Annotated in this window: 14 protein-coding genes; 5 read left to right on the top strand and 9 right to left on the bottom strand. The window is 66.7% G+C overall.

Going from position 1 to position 18,327, the window contains the following annotated elements:
* Positions 1-40: 40 nt before the first annotated feature.
* Positions 41-1,564, bottom strand: coding sequence for a choline-sulfatase (betC, locus tag JUB11_RS24955; protein WP_207461500.1), 1,524 nt, complete (start codon positions 1,562-1,564; stop codon positions 41-43).
* Between the two features lie 110 nt (positions 1,565-1,674).
* Here betC and JUB11_RS24950 point away from each other — a divergent pair, with 110 nt between their 5' ends.
* Positions 1,675-2,634: a LysR substrate-binding domain-containing protein gene (locus JUB11_RS24950; RefSeq protein WP_207461499.1), complete on the top strand. Its 960-nt coding sequence runs from the start codon at positions 1,675-1,677 to the stop codon at positions 2,632-2,634.
* Between the two features lie 76 nt (positions 2,635-2,710).
* On the top strand, positions 2,711-3,361 hold the full coding sequence (locus JUB11_RS24945) for a hypothetical protein (protein WP_207461498.1): 651 nt from the start codon (positions 2,711-2,713) through the stop codon (positions 3,359-3,361).
* A 17-nt stretch (positions 3,362-3,378) separates the two neighbouring features.
* On the opposite strand, the gene JUB11_RS24940 is transcribed toward JUB11_RS24945, so the two are convergent.
* Positions 3,379-3,963 carry a HutD family protein gene (locus JUB11_RS24940; protein WP_282189160.1) on the bottom strand — a complete coding sequence of 195 codons (585 nt, stop codon included), beginning with the start codon at positions 3,961-3,963 and terminating at the stop codon, positions 3,379-3,381.
* Here JUB11_RS24940 and JUB11_RS24935 point away from each other — a divergent pair.
* The 3 genes from JUB11_RS24935 (at position 3,953) to JUB11_RS24925 (ending at position 7,475) form a co-directional block, all read left to right on the top strand.
* Positions 3,953-4,183 (top strand): hypothetical protein, encoded by a 231-nt coding sequence (locus tag JUB11_RS24935; protein WP_207461496.1) that lies wholly within the window; start codon positions 3,953-3,955, stop codon positions 4,181-4,183. The two genes, JUB11_RS24940 and JUB11_RS24935, sit on opposite strands and share 11 nt — an antisense overlap.
* A gap of 126 nt (positions 4,184-4,309) precedes the next feature.
* Positions 4,310-5,386: a TRAP transporter substrate-binding protein gene (locus tag JUB11_RS24930; RefSeq protein ID WP_207461495.1), complete on the top strand. Its 1,077-nt coding sequence runs from the start codon at positions 4,310-4,312 to the stop codon at positions 5,384-5,386.
* A 4-nt stretch (positions 5,387-5,390) separates the two neighbouring features.
* Positions 5,391-7,475, top strand: a complete 2,085-nt coding sequence (locus JUB11_RS24925; protein WP_207461494.1) for an ATP-binding protein — start codon at positions 5,391-5,393, stop codon at positions 7,473-7,475.
* A gap of 60 nt (positions 7,476-7,535) precedes the next feature.
* Here JUB11_RS24925 and JUB11_RS24920 read toward each other — a convergent pair whose 3' ends face one another.
* The 7 genes from JUB11_RS24920 to oxc form a co-directional block, all read right to left on the bottom strand.
* Complete coding sequence (locus tag JUB11_RS24920; RefSeq protein WP_247887309.1) at positions 7,536-8,933, bottom strand: PDDEXK nuclease domain-containing protein; 1,398 nt, start codon at positions 8,931-8,933, stop codon at positions 7,536-7,538.
* Between the two features lie 92 nt (positions 8,934-9,025).
* Positions 9,026-11,791: a formate dehydrogenase subunit alpha gene (fdhF, locus tag JUB11_RS24915; protein WP_207461533.1), complete on the bottom strand. Its 2,766-nt coding sequence runs from the start codon at positions 11,789-11,791 to the stop codon at positions 9,026-9,028.
* Positions 11,792-11,796: 5 nt separating this feature from the next.
* Positions 11,797-13,500 carry an NAD(P)H-dependent oxidoreductase subunit E gene (locus JUB11_RS24910; protein WP_207461493.1) on the bottom strand — a complete coding sequence of 568 codons (1,704 nt, stop codon included), beginning with the start codon at positions 13,498-13,500 and terminating at the stop codon, positions 11,797-11,799.
* 115 nt (positions 13,501-13,615) lie between these two features.
* Positions 13,616-14,491 (bottom strand): succinate--CoA ligase subunit alpha, encoded by an 876-nt coding sequence (sucD, locus tag JUB11_RS24905; RefSeq protein WP_207461492.1) that lies wholly within the window; start codon positions 14,489-14,491, stop codon positions 13,616-13,618.
* Positions 14,491-15,690, bottom strand: coding sequence for an ADP-forming succinate--CoA ligase subunit beta (gene sucC, locus JUB11_RS24900; RefSeq protein ID WP_207461491.1), 1,200 nt, complete (start codon positions 15,688-15,690; stop codon positions 14,491-14,493). The genes sucD and sucC overlap by 1 nt, the downstream gene beginning before the upstream one ends.
* Positions 15,691-15,828: 138 nt before the next feature.
* On the bottom strand, positions 15,829-17,103 hold the full coding sequence (frc, locus tag JUB11_RS24895; RefSeq protein ID WP_207461490.1) for a formyl-CoA transferase: 1,275 nt from the start codon (positions 17,101-17,103) through the stop codon (positions 15,829-15,831).
* A gap of 109 nt (positions 17,104-17,212) precedes the next feature.
* Positions 17,213-18,327: oxalyl-CoA decarboxylase (oxc, locus tag JUB11_RS24890; protein ID WP_207461489.1), on the bottom strand; the 1,115-nt coding region annotated here is incomplete at its 5' end.

The raw sequence follows: 18,327 nt of genomic DNA, 5'->3' as shown, positions 1-18,327 counted from the left end.
ATCGGTCGAGTGTGGCCGGTTTCAGCGCCGGTGGAAACCGTCAGGCCGGCCGCACGCGCGGAAAACGGGCCATCGCCTCCAGATCGTCGAGGTCCAGATGGTTGCGCATGTAGCTGGTGCTGGCGTCGTTGACCGGCTGGAAGTCCCAGGCGCGGTGCGCTCCCTGACGCAGCGATTCCGCCACGAGAAGCCGCTGCTGCTGGCTGGCGATGACGCTGTCGTAAAGGCGGGCCATGTCCCAGCGGCGCGCGACCTCCTCGCGGTAGGCCTGGACCCGGGCCGCCGCGGCTGGAGCCTCCGCGAGGTTGTTCAGCTCGTCCGGATCGTCGGCGAGATCGTAGAGCTGGTTGGGATCGGCCGGGGAATGGATGAACTTCTCGTTCCCGCGCCGGATCATGACGAGCGGGGCGATGGCGCCCTCCGCCAGATACTCGCCGATCACCTCGTCATGGCCACCGCTGCGCTGGAGGTGCGGCAGCAGGCTGCGTCCGTCGATCGCCGAGCGGTAGGCCGGGGCGGCACCATCGTAGGCCAGATCGACCAGGGTCGGCAGGATGTCCACCGACGACACCGAGGAAGCGACGCGGCCGGCCTGGAAATACTGTGGCGCATGGACGATCAGCGGGATGCGGCTGGCGCCCTCGAAGAAGCTCATCTTGTACCAGAGGCCGCGCTCGCCCAGCATCTCGCCGTGGTCGGAGAGCAGGACGATGATCGTGTCGTCGGCGAGGCCCGTGTCCTTCAGCACCTTCAGGATGCGGCCGATCTGGTCGTCCACGTAGGAGACGGCGCCGTAATAGGCGCGCCGCGCGTTGCGGATCTGCCGCTCCGTCACCGGCTCATTGTCCATGTTGGAGACGTGGCGCAGGCGAAGGGAATGCGGGTCCATCTCCGACGGGTCCAGCGTGACGCGGGGCATGGGCACCTCCTCGTCCGTGTAGCGGTTCCAGTACTCCTCGGGGATGGCGTAGGGGTCGTGCGGGTGGGTCAGCGACACCACCATGCAGAAGGGCCGCTCCTTCTTGCCGCGCGCGAGGTCATACAGCTTGCGCTCCGAGGTGAAGACCACCTCCTCGTCGAAGTCGAGCTGGTTGGTGCGCACGCAGGGGCCGGCGTCGGTCACCGAGCTCATGTTGTGGTACCAGCTCGGCCGTGTCTGGAAGTCGGTCCAGTCGGGCGTCCAGCCGAAATCGGCCGGGTAGATGTCGGTGGTCAGCCGCTCCTCGAAGCCGTGGAGCTGGTCCGCGCCGCAGAAATGCATCTTGCCGGACAGGATCGTCCGGTATCCCGCATGACGCATGTAATGGGCGAAGGTCGGGATGCCCGACGGGAAATCCGACGCGTTGTCGTAGGCCCCGATCGCCGAGGGCAGGCGGCCCGACATGAAGACGTAGCGCGAGGGCGCGCAGAGCGGGCTGTTGCAATAGGCGCTCTCGAACAGCACCCCCTTCTCCGCGAGCGCGTCGATGTGCGGCGTCTTCGTCGTCGGGTGGCCGTAGGCGCGCAACGCCATCGGCGTCATCTGGTCAGCCATGAGAACGAGTATGTTCGGACGCCTCGCCATATCTACCCTCTTCCGCCTGCTTGTGGACTTGTTGTGCAGTCCATGTAGAATTCCGCCATGAGGACGGGCCGTGAAGACGGTATTTCATCATGAGGATATGAGCACCGTTCATGGCAAACGACCGCCGTCTGCCGCCGCTCCAGACCCTGATGTTCTTCGAATCGGCGGCGCGGCTGCTGAACTTCAGCGCTGCCGCGCGGGAACTGAAGGTGACCCAGTCGGCGGTCAGCCATCAGATCAACTGGCTGGAGGCCGATCTCGCCGTGGCGCTCTTCCGCCGCCTGCACCGGGGCGTGGCGCTCACCCCCGACGGCGTGCGGCTGTACGAGGCCACGCGGGAGGCGCTGGACGGAATCGCCGACGCGGTGTCGGAGATCCGCGCCGGACAGCGGCCGGGCGTGCTGAACGTGGCGACGGATTTCGGATTCGCCGCCTGGTGGCTGATGCCGCGGCTCAGCCGCCTGCGCGAGGCGATGCCCGACCTGGACGTGCGGATCGTGACGGCGCAGCGCGAGTTCGACATGCGGCGCGAGGCGGTGGACATCGCCATCGCCTTCGGCGGCGGGCGCTGGCCGGGCTGCGACGCCGAGCGCCTGTTCCCCGAGGTGGTGCTTCCGATCTGCAGCCCCGCCTTCAAGGCGGCCCATGGCGGGATGGACGGGGCCGATGGGACCATCTCCCCGCAGGATCTGCGCAGCCTGCCGCTGCTTCACCTGGAAAGCGTCGGGCCAGCCGCTTGGCTGAGCTGGAAGGAGTGGTTCACGCTGCACGGCGTGCCGATGCCGGCGAGCGGCCATGATCTCACCTTCAACAACTACCCGCTGGTCCTTCAGGCCGCGCTGATGGGGCAGGGGGTGGCGCTGGGCTGGGTGCCCCTGATCGACGATCTGGTCCGCAGTGGGCATCTGGTCGCCCTGCTGGACCGGCCGGTCCGGACCGAGCAGGGCTATTTCATCGTCGAGAGCAGCCGCCGCAAGCCCGACCGCTGGCGCGACCTGTTCCGCCGCTGGGTCCAGGAGGAGGCCCGCAAGAGCCTGGAGGAGGAGGGGGCTGCGGCGCTGTTGCGTTGACGGCTGACTGTGGGCTAAACGAACGAAAAGGGCGGCCCCGGATCGGCCGCGTTCGGCAAGGGCAGGGGAACGGGAATTGGCCGAGTTTTTGGACGCGGACGCCCAGCGGGAAGCGAAGCGGCTGTTGAAGCCCCTGCTGGTCAGGGCGCAGGTCAAGGTCCGCTCCGGCGGAAGGCCGGCGGAGGCCTTCGCCCCGGCGGCGGTTCCGCCGCCGATGCGTCTCCACATGAAGCGCTCAAATCTCACCGGTGTTCATGTCTACCATGATGGAACGGGGTGGCAGGCGGACCTGCTGCTGAAATCCACCGCACCGGGCGGCGGCAGCGTCATCGGGACCGACGCCGACCGGCCGCTCGCGACCCGCGACGAGGCGGTCGAGGCTGCCGTCGACATGCTGGCGACCGTGGTGCTCATCGAATCCGGCCAAGCCCTTTTCGAGACCAAGCCCGTGGACACGGCCGGGGGTGAACGCCTGACCTTCGACCTGGAAGGCCTTCAGATCGCGCTGGAGCCGGACTTCCGGGATTCCGTGCCGCAATCCGTGCGCGACATCCTCACCAGCGAGGTCAAGCGCACCCTGACCGGCTATCTGGACCGGGACTTCCCGGACGGCGTCACGCGCGAGCGCTTCGAGGCGCTGACGCCGGAACGGCAGGGAAGCTACGTCGGACTGGCGGCAACCCTGCTTCAGCGCGGCGTCGAAGGGTTCCGGCGGGGAGCGGATTAGCCTCCGCCGCTGCGCTTTCAGGCTTCGCCGAGAACGTTCACCAGGGCCAGCAGCGCGGCGGCGTCCTGATCCGGCTCCACTGTTCCGGCCAGGCCGTCCAGGCGGCCGGTCCAACCGCGCGGGATCTGCACCTCGCCTTCGGCGGTGCGCACCGCGACATTGCCATCCAGCGCATGAACCAGGGCGGCGCCGGTTCCGGGGATCTGGACCGCCGCGCCGCCAGCCACGAGTTCGAGCCGTCCGTTGGCGCGTTCACGGTTGACCATCAGGTTGAAGTTCCGGGTCGGCCCGTCGATCAGCGTGCCGTGGACCGCGGCTTCTCCAGGGAATTCGAAGACCGGGTCACGGCGAAGAAGCGTCACCGATACGCCGTCGACGGCCAGTTGGAGCCCCTTGCCCTCAAGAATCGTGGTGAACCGCTCATAACCCGCAAAATCGGAATAGGCGCAGGATTCCGTGACGTAGGCGATGCTGGCCCTCCAGAGGAACTGGCCGGCGTCGCCACCCGGCAAATCGGCGACCGCGATCTCCGTGGTGATCCCGCCGCCATTCTTCCAGGGCATGTGGCGGTAGGTGCGGGAGCTTAGAAGCGTGAATGGCATCGGGATCGGGTCTTCGGCGTTGTGCGTCGGTCCAGTCTACGGAAAGGCCGAGCGCCGGGCCAGCATGCTGATCGTTGCAGGCCTGGAACGATCCGTGGTCCTGTCCGCTCCAGCACCTATTTTCCATAAGATGACTTATATGATTCTTATTGATCTTCGTCCGGCAACCATTCGTACACAATTCGATGTCACCATCGCGGAATATGTCTGCGCGTTATGATGCGTGTGCATGCCGCTGTACGCACCTTATCGCCGTACGGCTCCAATGTCCTGACGAACAGGCTTTTCATGGCGGTTCGGTTTCAGGATAGTATCGGGTGAGAGACTGTTCACGGTGGGAGCGTTGATGCGACGGGGTCGGACTATCAGAACGCTGCCAGCGCTCGCCGGCCTCGCCTTCCTGTTGCTGTCCGCCGTCGCGCGGGCCGAGGAGCCTGCCGAGCTCCTGCCCGAAACCCATCTGCGGATCGTTGGCGGGCTGGCGGGCGTCAGCCAGTACACCGACTATGAGAAACCCTTCTGGTCCGAGCGCGTGGCGAAGCTCTCCGGCGGGCGGGTCTCGGCCGAGATCTCCGCCTTCGACCGCAGCGGCATCCGGGCTCAGGACATGCTGCGCCTGCTGGAACTCGGCGTGGTCCCCTTCGGGACGATGCTCATCAGCGGCGCGAACGACACGCCGGAGCTGGCGGTCGTGGACCTGCCGCTGGTGAGCCCGGACTTCGCGTCGCTCCAGCGTGTCGCGACGGCTTACCGGCCCTTTCTCGAGCAGTTCCTGAAGGTCCATCACGACGTCGAACTGCTGGGTCTCTACACCTATCCCGCTCAGGTCCTGTTCTGCCGGCAGGCGTTCCGCAGCCTGGGCGATCTGGCCGGACGGCGGATCCGCACCGCCAGCGTCGCCCAGGCCGAACTGGTCGAGGCGCTGGGCGCCGTGCCCGTGGTCATGCCTTTCGCCGAGGTGGTTTCGGCCGTCCGGCACGACGTGGTGGATTGCGTGATCACCGGTGCCCTGTCGGGCAACAGCATCGGGCTGCATGAGGTCACGACCCATTTCCATGCCATGGCGGTCTCCTGGGGCGTGTCGGTCTTCGCGGCGAACGGCACCCGCTGGGCGTCGCTGCCGAACGAGGTGAAGGACTTTCTGCGGCGGGAGATCGCCGTGCTGGAGCAGGAGATCTGGAACGACGCCGAACGGAAGGTCAGCGAAGGTGTCGCCTGCAACACGGGCCGGGGACCCTGCCCGGCGGGCAAGCCGGGCCAGATGACCCTGGTGCCCCTGTCGGTGGAGGACCGCTCGCGCCTTCGGTCGCTGATCGAGAACACGGTCCTGCCGGGCTGGATCAGCCGCTGCGGCGAGACCTGCGCCGAGGCCTGGAGCGCCACCATCGGCCCCCTGCTGTCCATCCCACTGCCGCGGGAGTGACGGCATGAGACGTTTGAGGCAAGCGCCCGCCATCATCCTTTTCGCCGCCGTGGGCCTCCTCGCGGTGCAGGGCACCGCGACCTGGATGATGATCGAGCGCGACCGCATCGACGAGCAGGACACCGCCGGCCGGACGGTGACGCGGGCGTTGGCCGTGGCCGAGGCGAACATCAACCGCGGCCTGCTTCAGGCCGACGCGATGCTGGCGGGAATCGACAAGCTCGTCACCATTCCGCAGGCGAATCATTCGGCGACCGGCGCCAACCGGGCGCTGCGTGCGCTCTCGGACCAGAGCTTCCTGACCCGTGACCTGATGATCGTGGACGGCATGGGGAGAGTCCGCGCCGCGCGGCTCGGCGCCACCGTGCGGCGCCCTCCCCCGCTGACCGAGGAGTTCCTGCCGGCGCGTCTGACCGAGGGAACGCTTCGGATCGTCGGCCCGGTGCGCAACCGGGCGACCGGCGAATGGTCGCTCTATCTCGGCCGATTCGTCGGCCGCGGACGGGAGGAGCCGCTGTCGGCCGTCGCCGAGCTGCCGGTCAGCAACCTCGCGCGCGTCGCCCTGCCCGACCTGTCCAGCCCAGGCCTCCGTGTGTCGGCCCAGCGTGCGGACGGGCAGTTGCTGATGAGCAACCCGCACGCGGAGCGGCACATCGGCAAGACGCTGGCGCCCGTGGCGCTGCGGCTGCCCGTCAACCGGCAATGGACCTTCAGCACGGATTCCATCGACGGATCCCGGGTCATCGCCGCCGCCGCCCCGACCCTGTATGCCGGCCTCTCGGTCGTCGCCGAGATCCGCGAGGAGGACGCGCTGGCAGGCTGGAGGGAACGGCGCACCGTCACGCTGGCGGTGTCGTCGGCGCTCGGCCTGCTGCTGCTGCTGGCAGCATTGTCCGGCGCGCTCTACATCCGGGCGCGCGAGCGGGCGGCGGCGGACATCCGCCGGGCCAAGCATCTGCTCGACCAGGCGCTGGATTCGATGAGCGAGGGCTTCGTCCTGTGGGGCTCCGACCGGCGGCTGAGCCTTGCGAACCGCCGCTATTACGAGATGTTCCCGTTCCTCCGCGATGTCGCCCTGCCGGGAGCGCGCTTCGACGGGATCATCGAGCACGCCGCGAAGTTCCTGCTGCCTGAGAGTTCCGACAAGGAGCGCCGGTCCTGGCGGGGGTGGCGCAGCACCGCCCACGAACGGCTGCACAGCTACGAGCTGGAACTGCCGGACGGCACGATCGTGGAAAGCAACCAGGCCCGCACGCCGGACGGCAGCGTGGTGAGCGTCTACCGCGACGTGACCCTGCGGCGAAAGGCGGAAGCGCGGCTGGACGAGGCCAAGCTGGCCGCGGAGCGGGCGCACCGCATGAAGTCCGAGTTCCTGTCGAACATGAGCCACGAGCTGCGCACGCCGCTCAACGCCATCATCGGGTTCGCGCAGGTGCTGGAACTCGGCAACCCGAGGACCGGGCCTGCGACCGTGCTGGAGTATGCGCGGGACATCCGGATCAGCGGCGAGCATCTGCTGTCGATCATCAACGACGTGCTCGACATGTCCAAGCTCGAGGCCGGCACCATGATGCTGCGCGAAAGCGAGTTCGACCTCGGACGGATCGTCCTGCAATGGACGCAGATCCTGCGCGAACAGGCGCGCGAGAAGGGGCTGGACCTCCAGGTGGAGGTCCCCCGGGAGCCCCTGCCCCTCCGGGGCGACGAAAGGCTGCTGCGGCAGGTTCTGCTGAACCTCGTGTCCAACGCCATCAAGTTTACGGAGTCCGGCGGAACCATCCGGGTCGGCGCGGACCGGACCGGCGACGGCGGCTTCCGGATCACCGTCGCCGACACGGGTATCGGCATCGCGCCCGAGCACACGCGCCAGGTCTTCGAACCCTTCTTCCAAGTCGAAAGCGCCTCCACCCGCCGCTTCAGCGGCACGGGCCTCGGGCTGTCGATCAGCCTCGCCATCGTGAACCTGCACGAGGGCACGCTGACACTGGACAGCCCGTCCGGCAAGGGCACCGTCGCCACCGTCATGCTGCCGGAGCGGCGCAAGGCCGCGGCACCGCAGCCGGGCGTGGTGGAGATCAGCAGCCTGTAGGAGGCAGGGCGTATTTGCGCCGTCAGCTACGTGGTGACTGCAGCAATGTGCCCAGCGGGGCTATTCCGTACCAGCCTTTGAAAGTTCTTCGAGAAAACGTGTTCCGATACTAATGGCGCTGCTTGCCGTTTCTTCATCGACATCAAGGCCGTGCGCCGCCATGTGCATGGCCTTCAAACTTTGGGAAAACTGCTCTGCGCTCTCCGGAGTTATGCCGGCTTTCAGCAACATATCCAGCATTTGCTGCATGCCGATTCCAAGCGGTTCAAATCCCTTCGATACTAAAAGAGAGCGCATTTTCCGCTCGATCTCGATGCGAAGCTTAACAAGCGAAATCAGTGGAAACTCGCGCGAAAATTCATCGGCGGTCGGCAACTCAGCTTTTAGCTGATCCGGCAAGATCTTTGAAAGGCGATACTCGGATACGCCCATTGGTTTGGAAAATCCACGTAACGCATACTCTACCACAACATTGTTCTTGTCTTTGCATAGAATGATGCCGATGCTGGGTTCATCGGATTGATGGCGGAGATGATCATCAACTGCCGACAAATAGAAATTCATTTTCCCTGCGAATTCTGGATTGAATTCCTCGATTTTGAGTTCGATCACAACAAAGCAGCGCAGGCGCAGATGGTAGAACAGCAAATCCAAATAATAATCCTGCCCTCCCACCGCGAGATGGTACTGGTTACCGACAAAAGCGAATCCCTTCCCAAGTTCAAGGATCAACTCCCGGAGGTGCTCCAGCAAGCTCCGCTCAAGCTCACGCTCGGACATTTCAGGGCCGAGCGCCAGGAAATCGAAGGTGTAGGGATCCTTAATAAGTTCCTGGGCTAGATCGGCCTGAACCGATGGAAGCGCACGGCTGAAATTTGTAATAGCCTTACCCTGACGACGAAAGAGACCGCTTTCGATCTGATGGACAAGAACGTTCCGACTCCATCCGTGTTCGACGGCTTGCCGAGCGTACCAAAGACGTTCATCAGGGTCCTTGATCGCCTCGACAATCCGGACATTATGGCCCCAGGGAAGCTGTGCAACAACCTGTTGCACAATTCCAAAATCAGAATAGGCCTCCGCAAACGCGCGCATGTACTTTAGATTCCGCGCTGACAAACCGGTCATTTCAGGGAAATCGCGGCGGAGGTCTTTGGCCAGCCGATCTATGACTCGGGCGCCCCACCCTTCAGTATTCTGGCGAGCAAGTATGTCTTGCCCGATATTCCAGTAAAGCAGGATCAGTTCGCGATTCACTGCAACAGATGCTCGCAGCCGAGCCGACTGGATTTGCTCCTTAAGCTTTCCGAGCAGCGTTATGTAACTTTGATCATCATGGGAAGGGGGTGAGGCCATCATGTCCCGAGCATACCAAAACAGCCCGCCCTTGTCGCCCGCAGCCGATCTCCAAAGGCTGCCTCGCTCGCTGGAAGCCTGCATCATATCAGCGGCATCCATGCAAAGGATCGGGGCCGGAAAGGTGGTTTACACCTTCCCGGCCCCGCTTGCTTGGGCTGACGCCCTACCCTGCCCTTACGCCACCAGCAGCATCACGCCATCGCCTTGGCTTCGATCTTGGCGGCGGAGAACTTGAACTCCGGGATCTTGCCGTAGGGGTCGAGCTTGGGGTTGGTGAGGATGTTGGCCGACGCCTCGGCGTAGCAGAAGGGGATGAAGATCAGCCCCGACGGCATGCCGTGGTCCGAACGCGCCTTCAGCTCGATCGAGCCGCGCCGCGTCGTGATCCGCACCATGTCGCCCGCCTTCGCACCCACCCGCCGCAGGTCCGCCGGCGACAGATAGGCCACCGCCTCCGGCTCGATGTCGTCCAGAACCTGCGCGCGCCGCGTCATCGACCCGGTGTGCCAGTGCTCCAGCTGACGGCCCGTCGTCACCACCATCGGGTACTCCGCGTCCGGCTCCTCCGCCGGCGGGATCACGTCCGCCGGAACCAGACGCCCGCGGCTGCTCGCCGTCGGGAAGCCGTCCCCGAACACGATGTCCTGCCCAGGCTCGGTCTCCGACAGGCACGGGTAGGTCACCGACCCCTCCCGCTCCAGCCGCTCCCAGCTGATGTTGTCCAGCGACGGCATCGCCTTCTTCATCTCCGCGAACACGTCGCGCGGGTGCGCGTAGTCCCAGTTCAGACCCAGCCCGACCGCCAGCTGCTGGATGATCCACAGGTCCTGGCGCGCCTCGCCCGGCAGCGGCAGGGCGCGCCGGCCCAGCTGCACCTGGCGGTTGGTGTTGGTCACCGTCCCGTCCTTCTCCGGCCAGGCGGACGCCGGAAGCACCACGTCGGCGTATTTCGCCGTTTCGGTCAGGAAGATGTCCTGCACCACCAGATGCTCCAGTTTCGCCAGGGCGTGGCGCGCGTGCTCCACGTCCGGGTCCGACATGGCCGGGTTCTCGCCCATCACGTACATGCCCGTCAGCTGGTCGGCATGGATGGCGTCCATGATCTCCACCACCGTCAGGCCCCGCTTGGGATCGAGCTTGGTCCCCCACAGGTCCTCGTAGAAGGCCCGCACCTGCGGGTCCTCCACAGGGCGGTAGTCCGGGTACATCATCGGGATCAGCCCGGCGTCCGACGCGCCCTGCACGTTGTTCTGGCCGCGCAGCGGGTGCAGCCCCGTGCCCGGACGGCCGATCTGGCCGGTGACCAGCGCCAGCGCGATCAGGCAGCGCACGTTGTCGGTGCCGTGGATGTGCTGCGACACGCCCATGCCCCAGAAGATCAGCGAGCCCTTCGAGGTCGCGTACAGCCGGGCCACCTCGCGCAGCTGGTCCGCCGGGATGCCGCAGATCGGCTCCATGGCCTCCGGCGTGAAGGCCTTCACATGCTCCTTGAGCTTTTCGAAGTCCTCCGTGTGCTCGGCCACGTAGTTGGGGTCGTGCAGCCCCTCGCTGATGATGACGTTCAGCATGGCGTTGAGCATGGAGACGTCGCGGCCCGGCTTGAACTGCAGCATGTGCGTGGCAAGGCGCTTCAAGGCCAGCCCGCGCGGGTCCATGACGACCAGCTTGGCGCCCTTCTTCGCGGCGTTCTTGAAGAAGGTCGCGGCGACGGGGTGGTTCTCGGTCGGGTTGGAGCCGATGACGACGATCACCTCGGCGTCGAGTGCGGCCATGAAGGGTGCGGTCACGGCGCCCGAGCCGATGCCCTCGATCAGCGCCGCCACCGAGGAGGCGTGGCACAGACGGGTGCAATGGTCGACGTTGTTGGTGCCGAAGCCGGTGCGCACCAGCTTCTGGAACAGGTAGGCCTCCTCGTTGGAGCCCTTGGCCGAGCCGAAGCCGGCCAGCGCCTGCCCGCCGCGGGTGTCGCGGATCCGCTTCAGGCCGTCAACGGCGACCTGCAAGGCCTCTTCCCAGGTCGCTTCGCGGAAATGCGTCCAGGGGTTGGCGGGGTCGAGCGTCTCCATGTCGTGCTTGGAGGCACCCGGCTTGCGGATCAGCGGCTTGGTCAGACGGTGCGGGTGGTGGATGTAGTCGAAGCCGAAGCGGCCCTTCACGCACAGCCGGTTCTGGTTGGCCGGGCCCTCGCGGCCCTCCACCGACAGCAGCCGGTCGCCCTTGATGTTGTAGGTCAGCTGGCAGCCGACGCCGCAATAGGGGCACACGCTGTCCACCTTGCGGTCCGGCGCCTCCGAGAAGACGCCGGTCTGCAGGTCCACCTGCGTCTTGGGCATCAGCGCACCCGTCGGGCAGGCCTGCACGCACTCGCCGCAGGCGACGCAGGTGCTGTCGCCCATGGGATCGTCGAAGTCGAAGACGATTTTCTCGTTGTGGCCGCGCAGGGCCATGCCGATGACGTCGTTGACCTGGACCTCGCGGCAGGCCCGGACGCACAGGTTGCACTGGATGCAGGCGTCGAGCTGCACCGCCATCGCCGGGTGGGAGAAGTCCTTCTCCACCGGATGCTCACGGCTCGGGAACCGGCTCTCCGTCACGCCGACATGGTCGGCCCACTTCCAGAACTTGGACTCGGGATCATGGGCGCGGGCGCGCTCGGGCTGGTCGCCGACCAGCAGCTCGAAGACCAGCTTGCGGGCGCTCTTGGCGCTCTCGCTGGCGGTCTTGACCTTCATGCCGGGCACCGGCTTGCGCATGCAGGAGGGTGCGAGCACGCGCTCGCCCTCGATCTCGACCATGCAGGCGCGGCAGTTGCCGTCGGCGCGGTAGCCGGGAGCGGTGGAGTAGCACAGGTGCGGGATCTCGGTGCCGACGCGCGTGGCGACCTGCCAGATGCTCTCGCCCGGCTGCGCCTCGACCAGCTTTCCGTCCAGCTCGAACTGGACCGACACGGGGCTCATCTGGTTCACAGGACGTCCTCCCGGAAATGCTTCAGCACGCTTTTCAGTGGGTTCATGGCGGCCTGGCCCAGGCCGCAGATGGAGGCGCTGGTCATCACCTGCGCCAGCTCGTTCAGCAGGGGCTCATCCCATTCGGGCTGGTCCACCAGCTTGACGGCCTTTTCCGTGCCGACGCGGCAGGGCGTGCACTGGCCGCAGCTCTCGTCCTCGAAGAAGGCCAGCAGGTTGCGCAGCACCGCGCGCATGTCGTCCCGGTCCGACAGCACGACGACCGCGGCCGAGCCGATGAAGCAGCCGTGCTGCTCCAGCGTGCCGAAGTCCAGCGGGATGTCGGCCATGCTGGCCGGCAGGATGCCGCCGGACGCACCGCCGGGCAGGTAGCCCTTGAACGTGTGGCCGTCGGCCATGCCGCCGCAATATTCCTTGATCAGCTCGGCCATGGTGATGCCGGCCGGGGCCAGCTTCACGCCGGGGTTCCTGACGTGGCCGGAGACGGAGAAGCTGCGCAGCCCCTTGCGGCCGTTGCGGCCGTGGCTGGCCCACCAGTCCGCGCCCTTCTCGACGATGTCACGCACCCAGAAGAGCGTCTCGACGTTGTTGATCAGGGTGGGGCGGCCGAACAGGCCGACGACCGAGGGGAAGGGCGGCTTCTGGCGCGGCAGGCCGCGCTTGCCCTCGATGCTCTCCAGCATCGCCGATTCCTCGCCGCAGATGTAGGCGCCGGCGCCGCGCCGCAGGTGGATGCGGGTGTGCGGCGACAGGCCGGCCTTCTCCACGGCTTCGATCTCGCGGGCGAGGATGGCGATGCACTGCGGGTATTCGTCGCGGATGTAGACGTAGACGTCGGTGGCCTCGACCACCCAGGCGCCGATCAGCATGCCTTCCAGGAAGCGGTGCGGGTCGGTTTCCAGATAGTGGCGGTCCTTGAAGGTGCCGGGCTCGCCCTCGTCGCCGTTGACGGCCATGAGGCGGGGTGCGGCCTCCTGGCGGACGAAGCGCCATTTGCGCCCGGTGGGGAAGCCGGCGCCGCCGAGGCCACGCAGGTTGGAGGATTCCAGCGCCTCGATCAGGCTTTCGGGCGTGCGCGCGCCGTCCAGGCAGGCGCGCAGCAGCGCGTAGCCGCCGCCGGCCTTGTAGGCGTCGAGGCCGGGGTAGTCCGGGATATGGGGATGGGTGTGGCCGTGGGCGACGGCCTCGGCGACGCTGTCGGCGGTGGCGTGCTCGTGCAGCGCGTGGCCGATGGCGACGGCGGGCGCGTTGTGGCAGGCACCCATGCAGGGGGCGCGCACGATGCGGACGTCGGGGCCGAGCTTGGCCGGCAGCTCCTCCAGCAGCTTTTCGCCGCCGGCCATGCAGCAGGACAGGCTGTCGCAGACGCGCACGGTGACGGGCGGGGGTGCCTGCTCCTCGTCCATGACGATGTCGAAATGGGCGTAGAAGGAGGCGACCTCATAGACCTCGACCAGGGCCAGCCGCATCTCGGCGGCGAGTGCGGCGAGGTGGCGGGCGTGCAGGCAGTGGAAGCGGTCCTGGAGCTTGTGGAGATGCTCGATCAGCAGGTCGCGGTTGCGCGAGCCCTCGCCGAGCAGTTCCTGCACCTCGGCCAGAGCCGCCGGATCGACCTGCCGCCCCTTGGGCTGGATCCGGGTGTTCCGACGCCCCGCACCCGGATGAATGGCTTTCTTCTTCTCAGCGATGGCCGTGTCCATGGCTCTCTCCCTCGGGGGCTTTCCCCTGGAGCCCCTTCCCATACCGGAGGGGCTCGCGAACTTTGATTGCCGAGCCGAAAAGCCGGCCGGGCGAGGACGCCCGGCCGGCTTCGGTTTAGTGCCGCATCGCGGTAAGCATGGTGGAACCCAGGCTGGCCGGGCTGTCGGCGACGGCGATGCCGGCCGACTTCATGAACTCGATCTTGAAGTCGGCGGTGTCGTTGCCGCCGGAGATCACCGCACCCGCATGGCCCATGCGGCGGCCCGGAGGGGCGGTGCGGCCGGCGATGAAGCCGACGACCGGCTTCTTCGTGCCCGACTGCTTGATGAACTCGGCACCCTTGACCTCGGCGTCGCCGCCGATCTCGCCGATCATGATGATGCCCTCGGTCTCCGGGTCGGCCAGGAACATCTCCAGGCTGTCCACGAAGTTCGTGCCGTTCACCGGATCGCCGCCGATGCCGATGCAGGTCGTCTGACCCAGCCCGGCGGCCGTGGTCTGGGCGACCGCCTCGTAGGTCAGCGTGCCCGAACGCGACACGATGCCGATCTTGCCGCGGCGGTGGATGTGGCCCGGCATGATGCCGATCTTGCACTCGTCCGGCGTGATGATGCCCGGGCAGTTCGGCCCGATCAGGCGGGTCTTGGAGCTGTCCAGCGCGCGGCGCACGCGGACCATGTCCAGCACCGGGATGCCTTCGGTGATGCAGACCACCAGCGGGATCTCGGCGTCGATTGCCTCGAGGATGGCGTCGGCCGCGAAGGGCGGCGGCACGTAGATGACGGACGCGTTGGCGCCGGTGCGCTCGACCGCGTCGGCCACCGTGTCGAAGACCGGCAGGTCGAGGTGGGTGGTGCCGCCCTTACCCGGGGTCACGCCGCCGACCATCTTCGTGCCGTAGGCGATCGCCTGCTCGGAGTGGAAGGTGCCCTGCGCGCCGGTGAAGCCCTGGCAGATGACCTTCGTCTTGGAATTGATCAGAACAGCCATTAGACGCGCTCCTTCACCACGGCGCGGGCGATCTTCTCCGCGGCGTCGGCCAGATTGTCGGCGGAAATGATGGGCAGGCCGGACTCGGCGAGGATCTTCTTGCCCAGGTCGACGTTGGTGCCTTCCAGCCGGACGACCAGCGGAACGTGCAGCTTCACTTCGCGCGCGGCGGACACCACGCCCTCGGCGATGACGTCGCAGCGCATGATGCCGCCGAAGATGTTGACGAGGATGCCCTCGACGTTCGGGTCGGACAGGATCAGCTTGAAGGCCGCGGTGACGCGCTCCTTCGTGGCGCCGCCGCCCACGTCCAGGAAGTTGGCCGGCTCGCCGCCGTACAGTTTGATGATGTCCATCGTCGCCATGGCGAGGCCGGCGCCGTTCACCATGCAGCCGATGTTGCCGTCGAGCTTCACGTAGTTCAGCTCGTACTTGGCGGCCTCGATCTCCGACGGATCCTCTTCCGACTCGTCGCGGAGCGCGGCCACGTCCTTGTGGCGGAAGAGCGCGTTGTCGTCGAAGCTCATCTTGGCGTCGAGCGCCAGGATGTCGCCCGAGCCGGTGACGATCAGCGGGTTGACCTCGACGATGGCGCAGTCGAGATCCACGAAGGCCTTGTACATGGCCGTCAGGAACTTCGAGGCCGCACCGACCTGCTTGCCTTCCAGCCCGAGGGCGAAGGCGATCTTGCGGGTGTGGTAGCCCTGGATGCCGGTGACCGGGTCGATGGAGACCTTGACGATCTTCTCCGGCGTGTTGTGGGCGACCTCCTCGATCTCCATGCCGCCCTCGGTCGAGGCGACGACGGTGATCCGGCCGGTGCCGCGGTCCACCAGCAGGCTGAGATACAGCTCGCGCTTGATGTCGGCACCTTCCTCGACGTAGAGGCGCTTGACCTCCTTGCCTTCGGGGCCGGTCTGCTTGGTCACCAGAACCTGGCCGAGCATCTCCTGCGCGTTGGAGACCACGTCCTCGACGGATTTGACGACGCGGACGCCGCCCTTGCCCTCGGGGTTGCTCTTGAAGCGGCCGGCACCACGGCCGCCGGCGTGGATCTGCGACTTCACGACCCAGACCGGGCCGCCGAGTTCACGCGCGACCTTCTCCGCCTCTTCCGCCGTGTAGGCCACTCCGCCGCGCGGCACGGCGACGCCGTACGTCTTCAGCAGTTCCTTGGCCTGATATTCATGAATGTTCATCGTTGCCTCCGTTCCCTCCCGAGGAACTCCAATTGTTCTTATAAAAATGCACCTGCGGGCCTCGGACGGGGCGAGTCCCCGGCGGGCGGGGCTCCCCCTGCCCCGCCCGCCGGGAACGGCCCTTTCCGGAAGCCTTCCTTACTCCGCCGCGATCCGCTCCACGGCGCCGAGCGCGCCGGCGTCGCGGATCTCGGCGATCCGGGCGTCGTCGAAGCCGAGCACCTCGCGCAGGATCTCGTCCGTGTGCTCGCCCAGCAGCGGCGAGCGCGTCACTTCGGTGGGGCTGTCCGACAGCTTGATCGGGTTGCCGACCGTCAGATACTTGCCGCGGACCGGATGGTCCACCTCGACCACGGTGCCGGTCTCGCGCAGTGACGGCTCCTCGGCGATCTCCTTCATGGAGAGGATCGGGCCGCAGGGGATGTCGTACTTGTTCAGCGTCTCCATGACCTCGAACTTCGTCATGGTCATGGTCCACTGCTCGACCGTCGCGAAGATCGACATCAGCCGCGGCAGGCGCGCCACCGGAGTGGCGTAGTCAGGATCGGTGATCCATTCCGGCTTGCCGATGACCTGGCAGATCTTCGCCCAGACCGGCGCCTGCGCGATGAAGTAGATGTAGGCGTTGGGATCGGTCTCCCAGCCCTTGCACTTCAGGATCCAGCCCGGCTGGCCGCCGCCCGACGCATTGCCGGCGCGCGGCACCGTGTCGCCGAAGGTGCCGTTCGGGTATTGCGGGAATTCCTTCAGCGGGCCGCGGGCGAGGCGCTGCTGGTCGCGCAGCTTGACGCGGCAGAGGTTCAGCACCGAATCCTGCATCGCCGCCAGCACCTTCTGGCCGCGGCCGGTGTGGGTGCGCTGGTAGAGCGCCGTCACGATGCCGAGCGCCAGGTGCAGGCCCGTGCCGCTGTCGCCGATCTGGGCGCCGGTCACCATGGGGGGGCCGTCGTCGAAGCCGGTGGTGGAAGCGGCGCCGCCCGCGCACTGCGCGACGTTCTCATAGACCTTGCAGTCCTCGTAGGGGCCGGGGCCGAAGCCCTTCACCGACGCCACGATGAGCTGGGGGTTGATCTCCTGGATGCGCTCCCAGGTGAAGCCCATGCGCTCGAGCACACCCGGCGCGAAGTTCTCGACCATCACGTCGCAGCTGCGCATCAGGTCTTCCAGAACCGCCTTCCCCTTGGGGTTCTTGGTGTCGAGCGTGATGGAGCGCTTGTTGTGGTTCAGCATCGTGAAGTAGAGGCTGTCCGCGTCCGGCACATCGCGAAGCTGGGACCGCGTGATGTCGCCCTCGCCCGGGCGCTCCACCTTGATCACGTCGGCGCCGAACCAGGCCAGAAGCTGGGTGCAGGTCGGCCCCGACTGGACATGGGTGAAATCGAGAATCTTGACGCCTTCGAGCGCTTTGGCCATTGCAGTCCTCCCAGGGAAGCGAGTGTGAGGTCGGTGCGTTTCTTCGTGTGCGGCGGCCTGTCCTTCCTCGGCAGGCCGCTCTTTTTTCGGCTTGGAAGCCGTCTTTTCGTTAAGACGGCATCTTGCGCACCGAACTGGTCGGGTTGAGGCTGCCGATGTTGCCGCTCTCGGTGCCGGCGGCCGGGTCGATGACCGCGTTGACCAGCGTCGGACGGCCGGAGTCCATCGCCTCGCTGACGACGCGGTACAGCTCGTCCGGTGTCGTGACATGCACGCCCACGCCGCCGAAGGCCTCCATCATCCGGTCGTAGCGCGAGTCCGGAACGAAGACCATCGGCGAGGGATCGGCGCCGCCCGTCGGGTTGAGGTCCGTGCCCTTGTAGATGCCGTTGTTGTTGAAGATCACGATGCAGACCGGCAGGTTGTACCGGCAGATCGTCTCCACCTCCATGCCCGAGAAGCCGAAGGCGCTGTCGCCCTCGATCGCCAGCACCGGCTTGCCCGTCTCCACCGCGGCCGCGACGGCGTAGCCCATGCCAACGCCCATCACGCCCCAGGTGCCCACGTCCAGGCGCTTGCGCGGCTGGTGCATGTCGATGATGCCGCGCGCCAGGTCCAGGGTGTTCGCACCCTCGTTCACCAGCATCGCGTCGGGACGCTCGTTCACCACACGGCGCAAGGCACCCAGCGCGCCATGGAAGTTCATCGGCGAGGCGTTGCTCATCAGCTTGGGCGCCATCTTCGCGATGTTCGCCTCGCGCCGCGCGTTCAGCGAGCCCGTCCACTCCGCCGACGGCGCCTTCCAGCCGCCGTCGATGCCGGCCAGCAGGGCCGACAGGCACGACCCGATGTCACCGACCAGCGGCGCCGTGATCGCCACGTTGCTGTCGATCTCGCGCGGCTCGATGTCGATCTGGATGAAGGTCTTGGAGCCGGGCTCGCCCCACTGCTTGCCCTTCCCGTGCGACAGCAGCCAGTTCAGCCGCGCGCCGACCAGCACCACCACGTCGGAGTCCTTCAGCGCCGCGGAGCGCGCCGCACCGGCCGACTGCGGGTGGGTGTCGGGCAGCAGGCCCTTGGCCATGCTCATCTGCAGGAAGGGAATGCCGGACTTCTCGACGAAGGCGCGGACGGTCTCGTCGGCCTGGGCGTAGGCGGCGCCCTTGCCGAGGATGATCAGCGGGCGCTTGGCGCCCTTGAGCACGTCGAGCGCCTTGGCGACGG

Source organism: Azospirillum sp. SYSU D00513, assembly GCF_017356015.1.
GTDB lineage: Bacteria > Pseudomonadota > Alphaproteobacteria > Azospirillales > Azospirillaceae > Azospirillum.
This window is presented reverse-complemented; position numbering and strand designations above follow the sequence as displayed.

What these genes read in the sequence shown, in the direction of transcription:
- betC (WP_207461500.1), bottom strand. Translation starts at nt 1,564, where the DNA reads ATGGCGAGGCGTCCGAACATACTCGTTCTCATGGCTGACCAGATGACG.
- JUB11_RS24950 (WP_207461499.1), top strand. Translation starts at nt 1,675, where the DNA reads ATGGCAAACGACCGCCGTCTGCCGCCGCTCCAGACCCTGATGTTCTTC.
- JUB11_RS24940 (WP_282189160.1), bottom strand. Translation starts at nt 3,963, where the DNA reads ATGCCATTCACGCTTCTAAGCTCCCGCACCTACCGCCACATGCCCTGG.
- JUB11_RS24930 (WP_207461495.1), top strand. Translation starts at nt 4,310, where the DNA reads ATGCGACGGGGTCGGACTATCAGAACGCTGCCAGCGCTCGCCGGCCTC.
- JUB11_RS24925 (WP_207461494.1), top strand. Translation starts at nt 5,391, where the DNA reads ATGAGACGTTTGAGGCAAGCGCCCGCCATCATCCTTTTCGCCGCCGTG.
- JUB11_RS24920 (WP_247887309.1), bottom strand. Translation starts at nt 8,933, where the DNA reads ATGGATGCCGCTGATATGATGCAGGCTTCCAGCGAGCGAGGCAGCCTT.
- fdhF (WP_207461533.1), bottom strand. Translation starts at nt 11,791, where the DNA reads ATGAGCCCCGTGTCGGTCCAGTTCGAGCTGGACGGAAAGCTGGTCGAG.
- JUB11_RS24910 (WP_207461493.1), bottom strand. Translation starts at nt 13,500, where the DNA reads ATGGACACGGCCATCGCTGAGAAGAAGAAAGCCATTCATCCGGGTGCG.
- sucD (WP_207461492.1), bottom strand. Translation starts at nt 14,491, where the DNA reads ATGGCTGTTCTGATCAATTCCAAGACGAAGGTCATCTGCCAGGGCTTC.
- sucC (WP_207461491.1), bottom strand. Translation starts at nt 15,690, where the DNA reads ATGAACATTCATGAATATCAGGCCAAGGAACTGCTGAAGACGTACGGC.
- frc (WP_207461490.1), bottom strand. Translation starts at nt 17,103, where the DNA reads ATGGCCAAAGCGCTCGAAGGCGTCAAGATTCTCGATTTCACCCATGTC.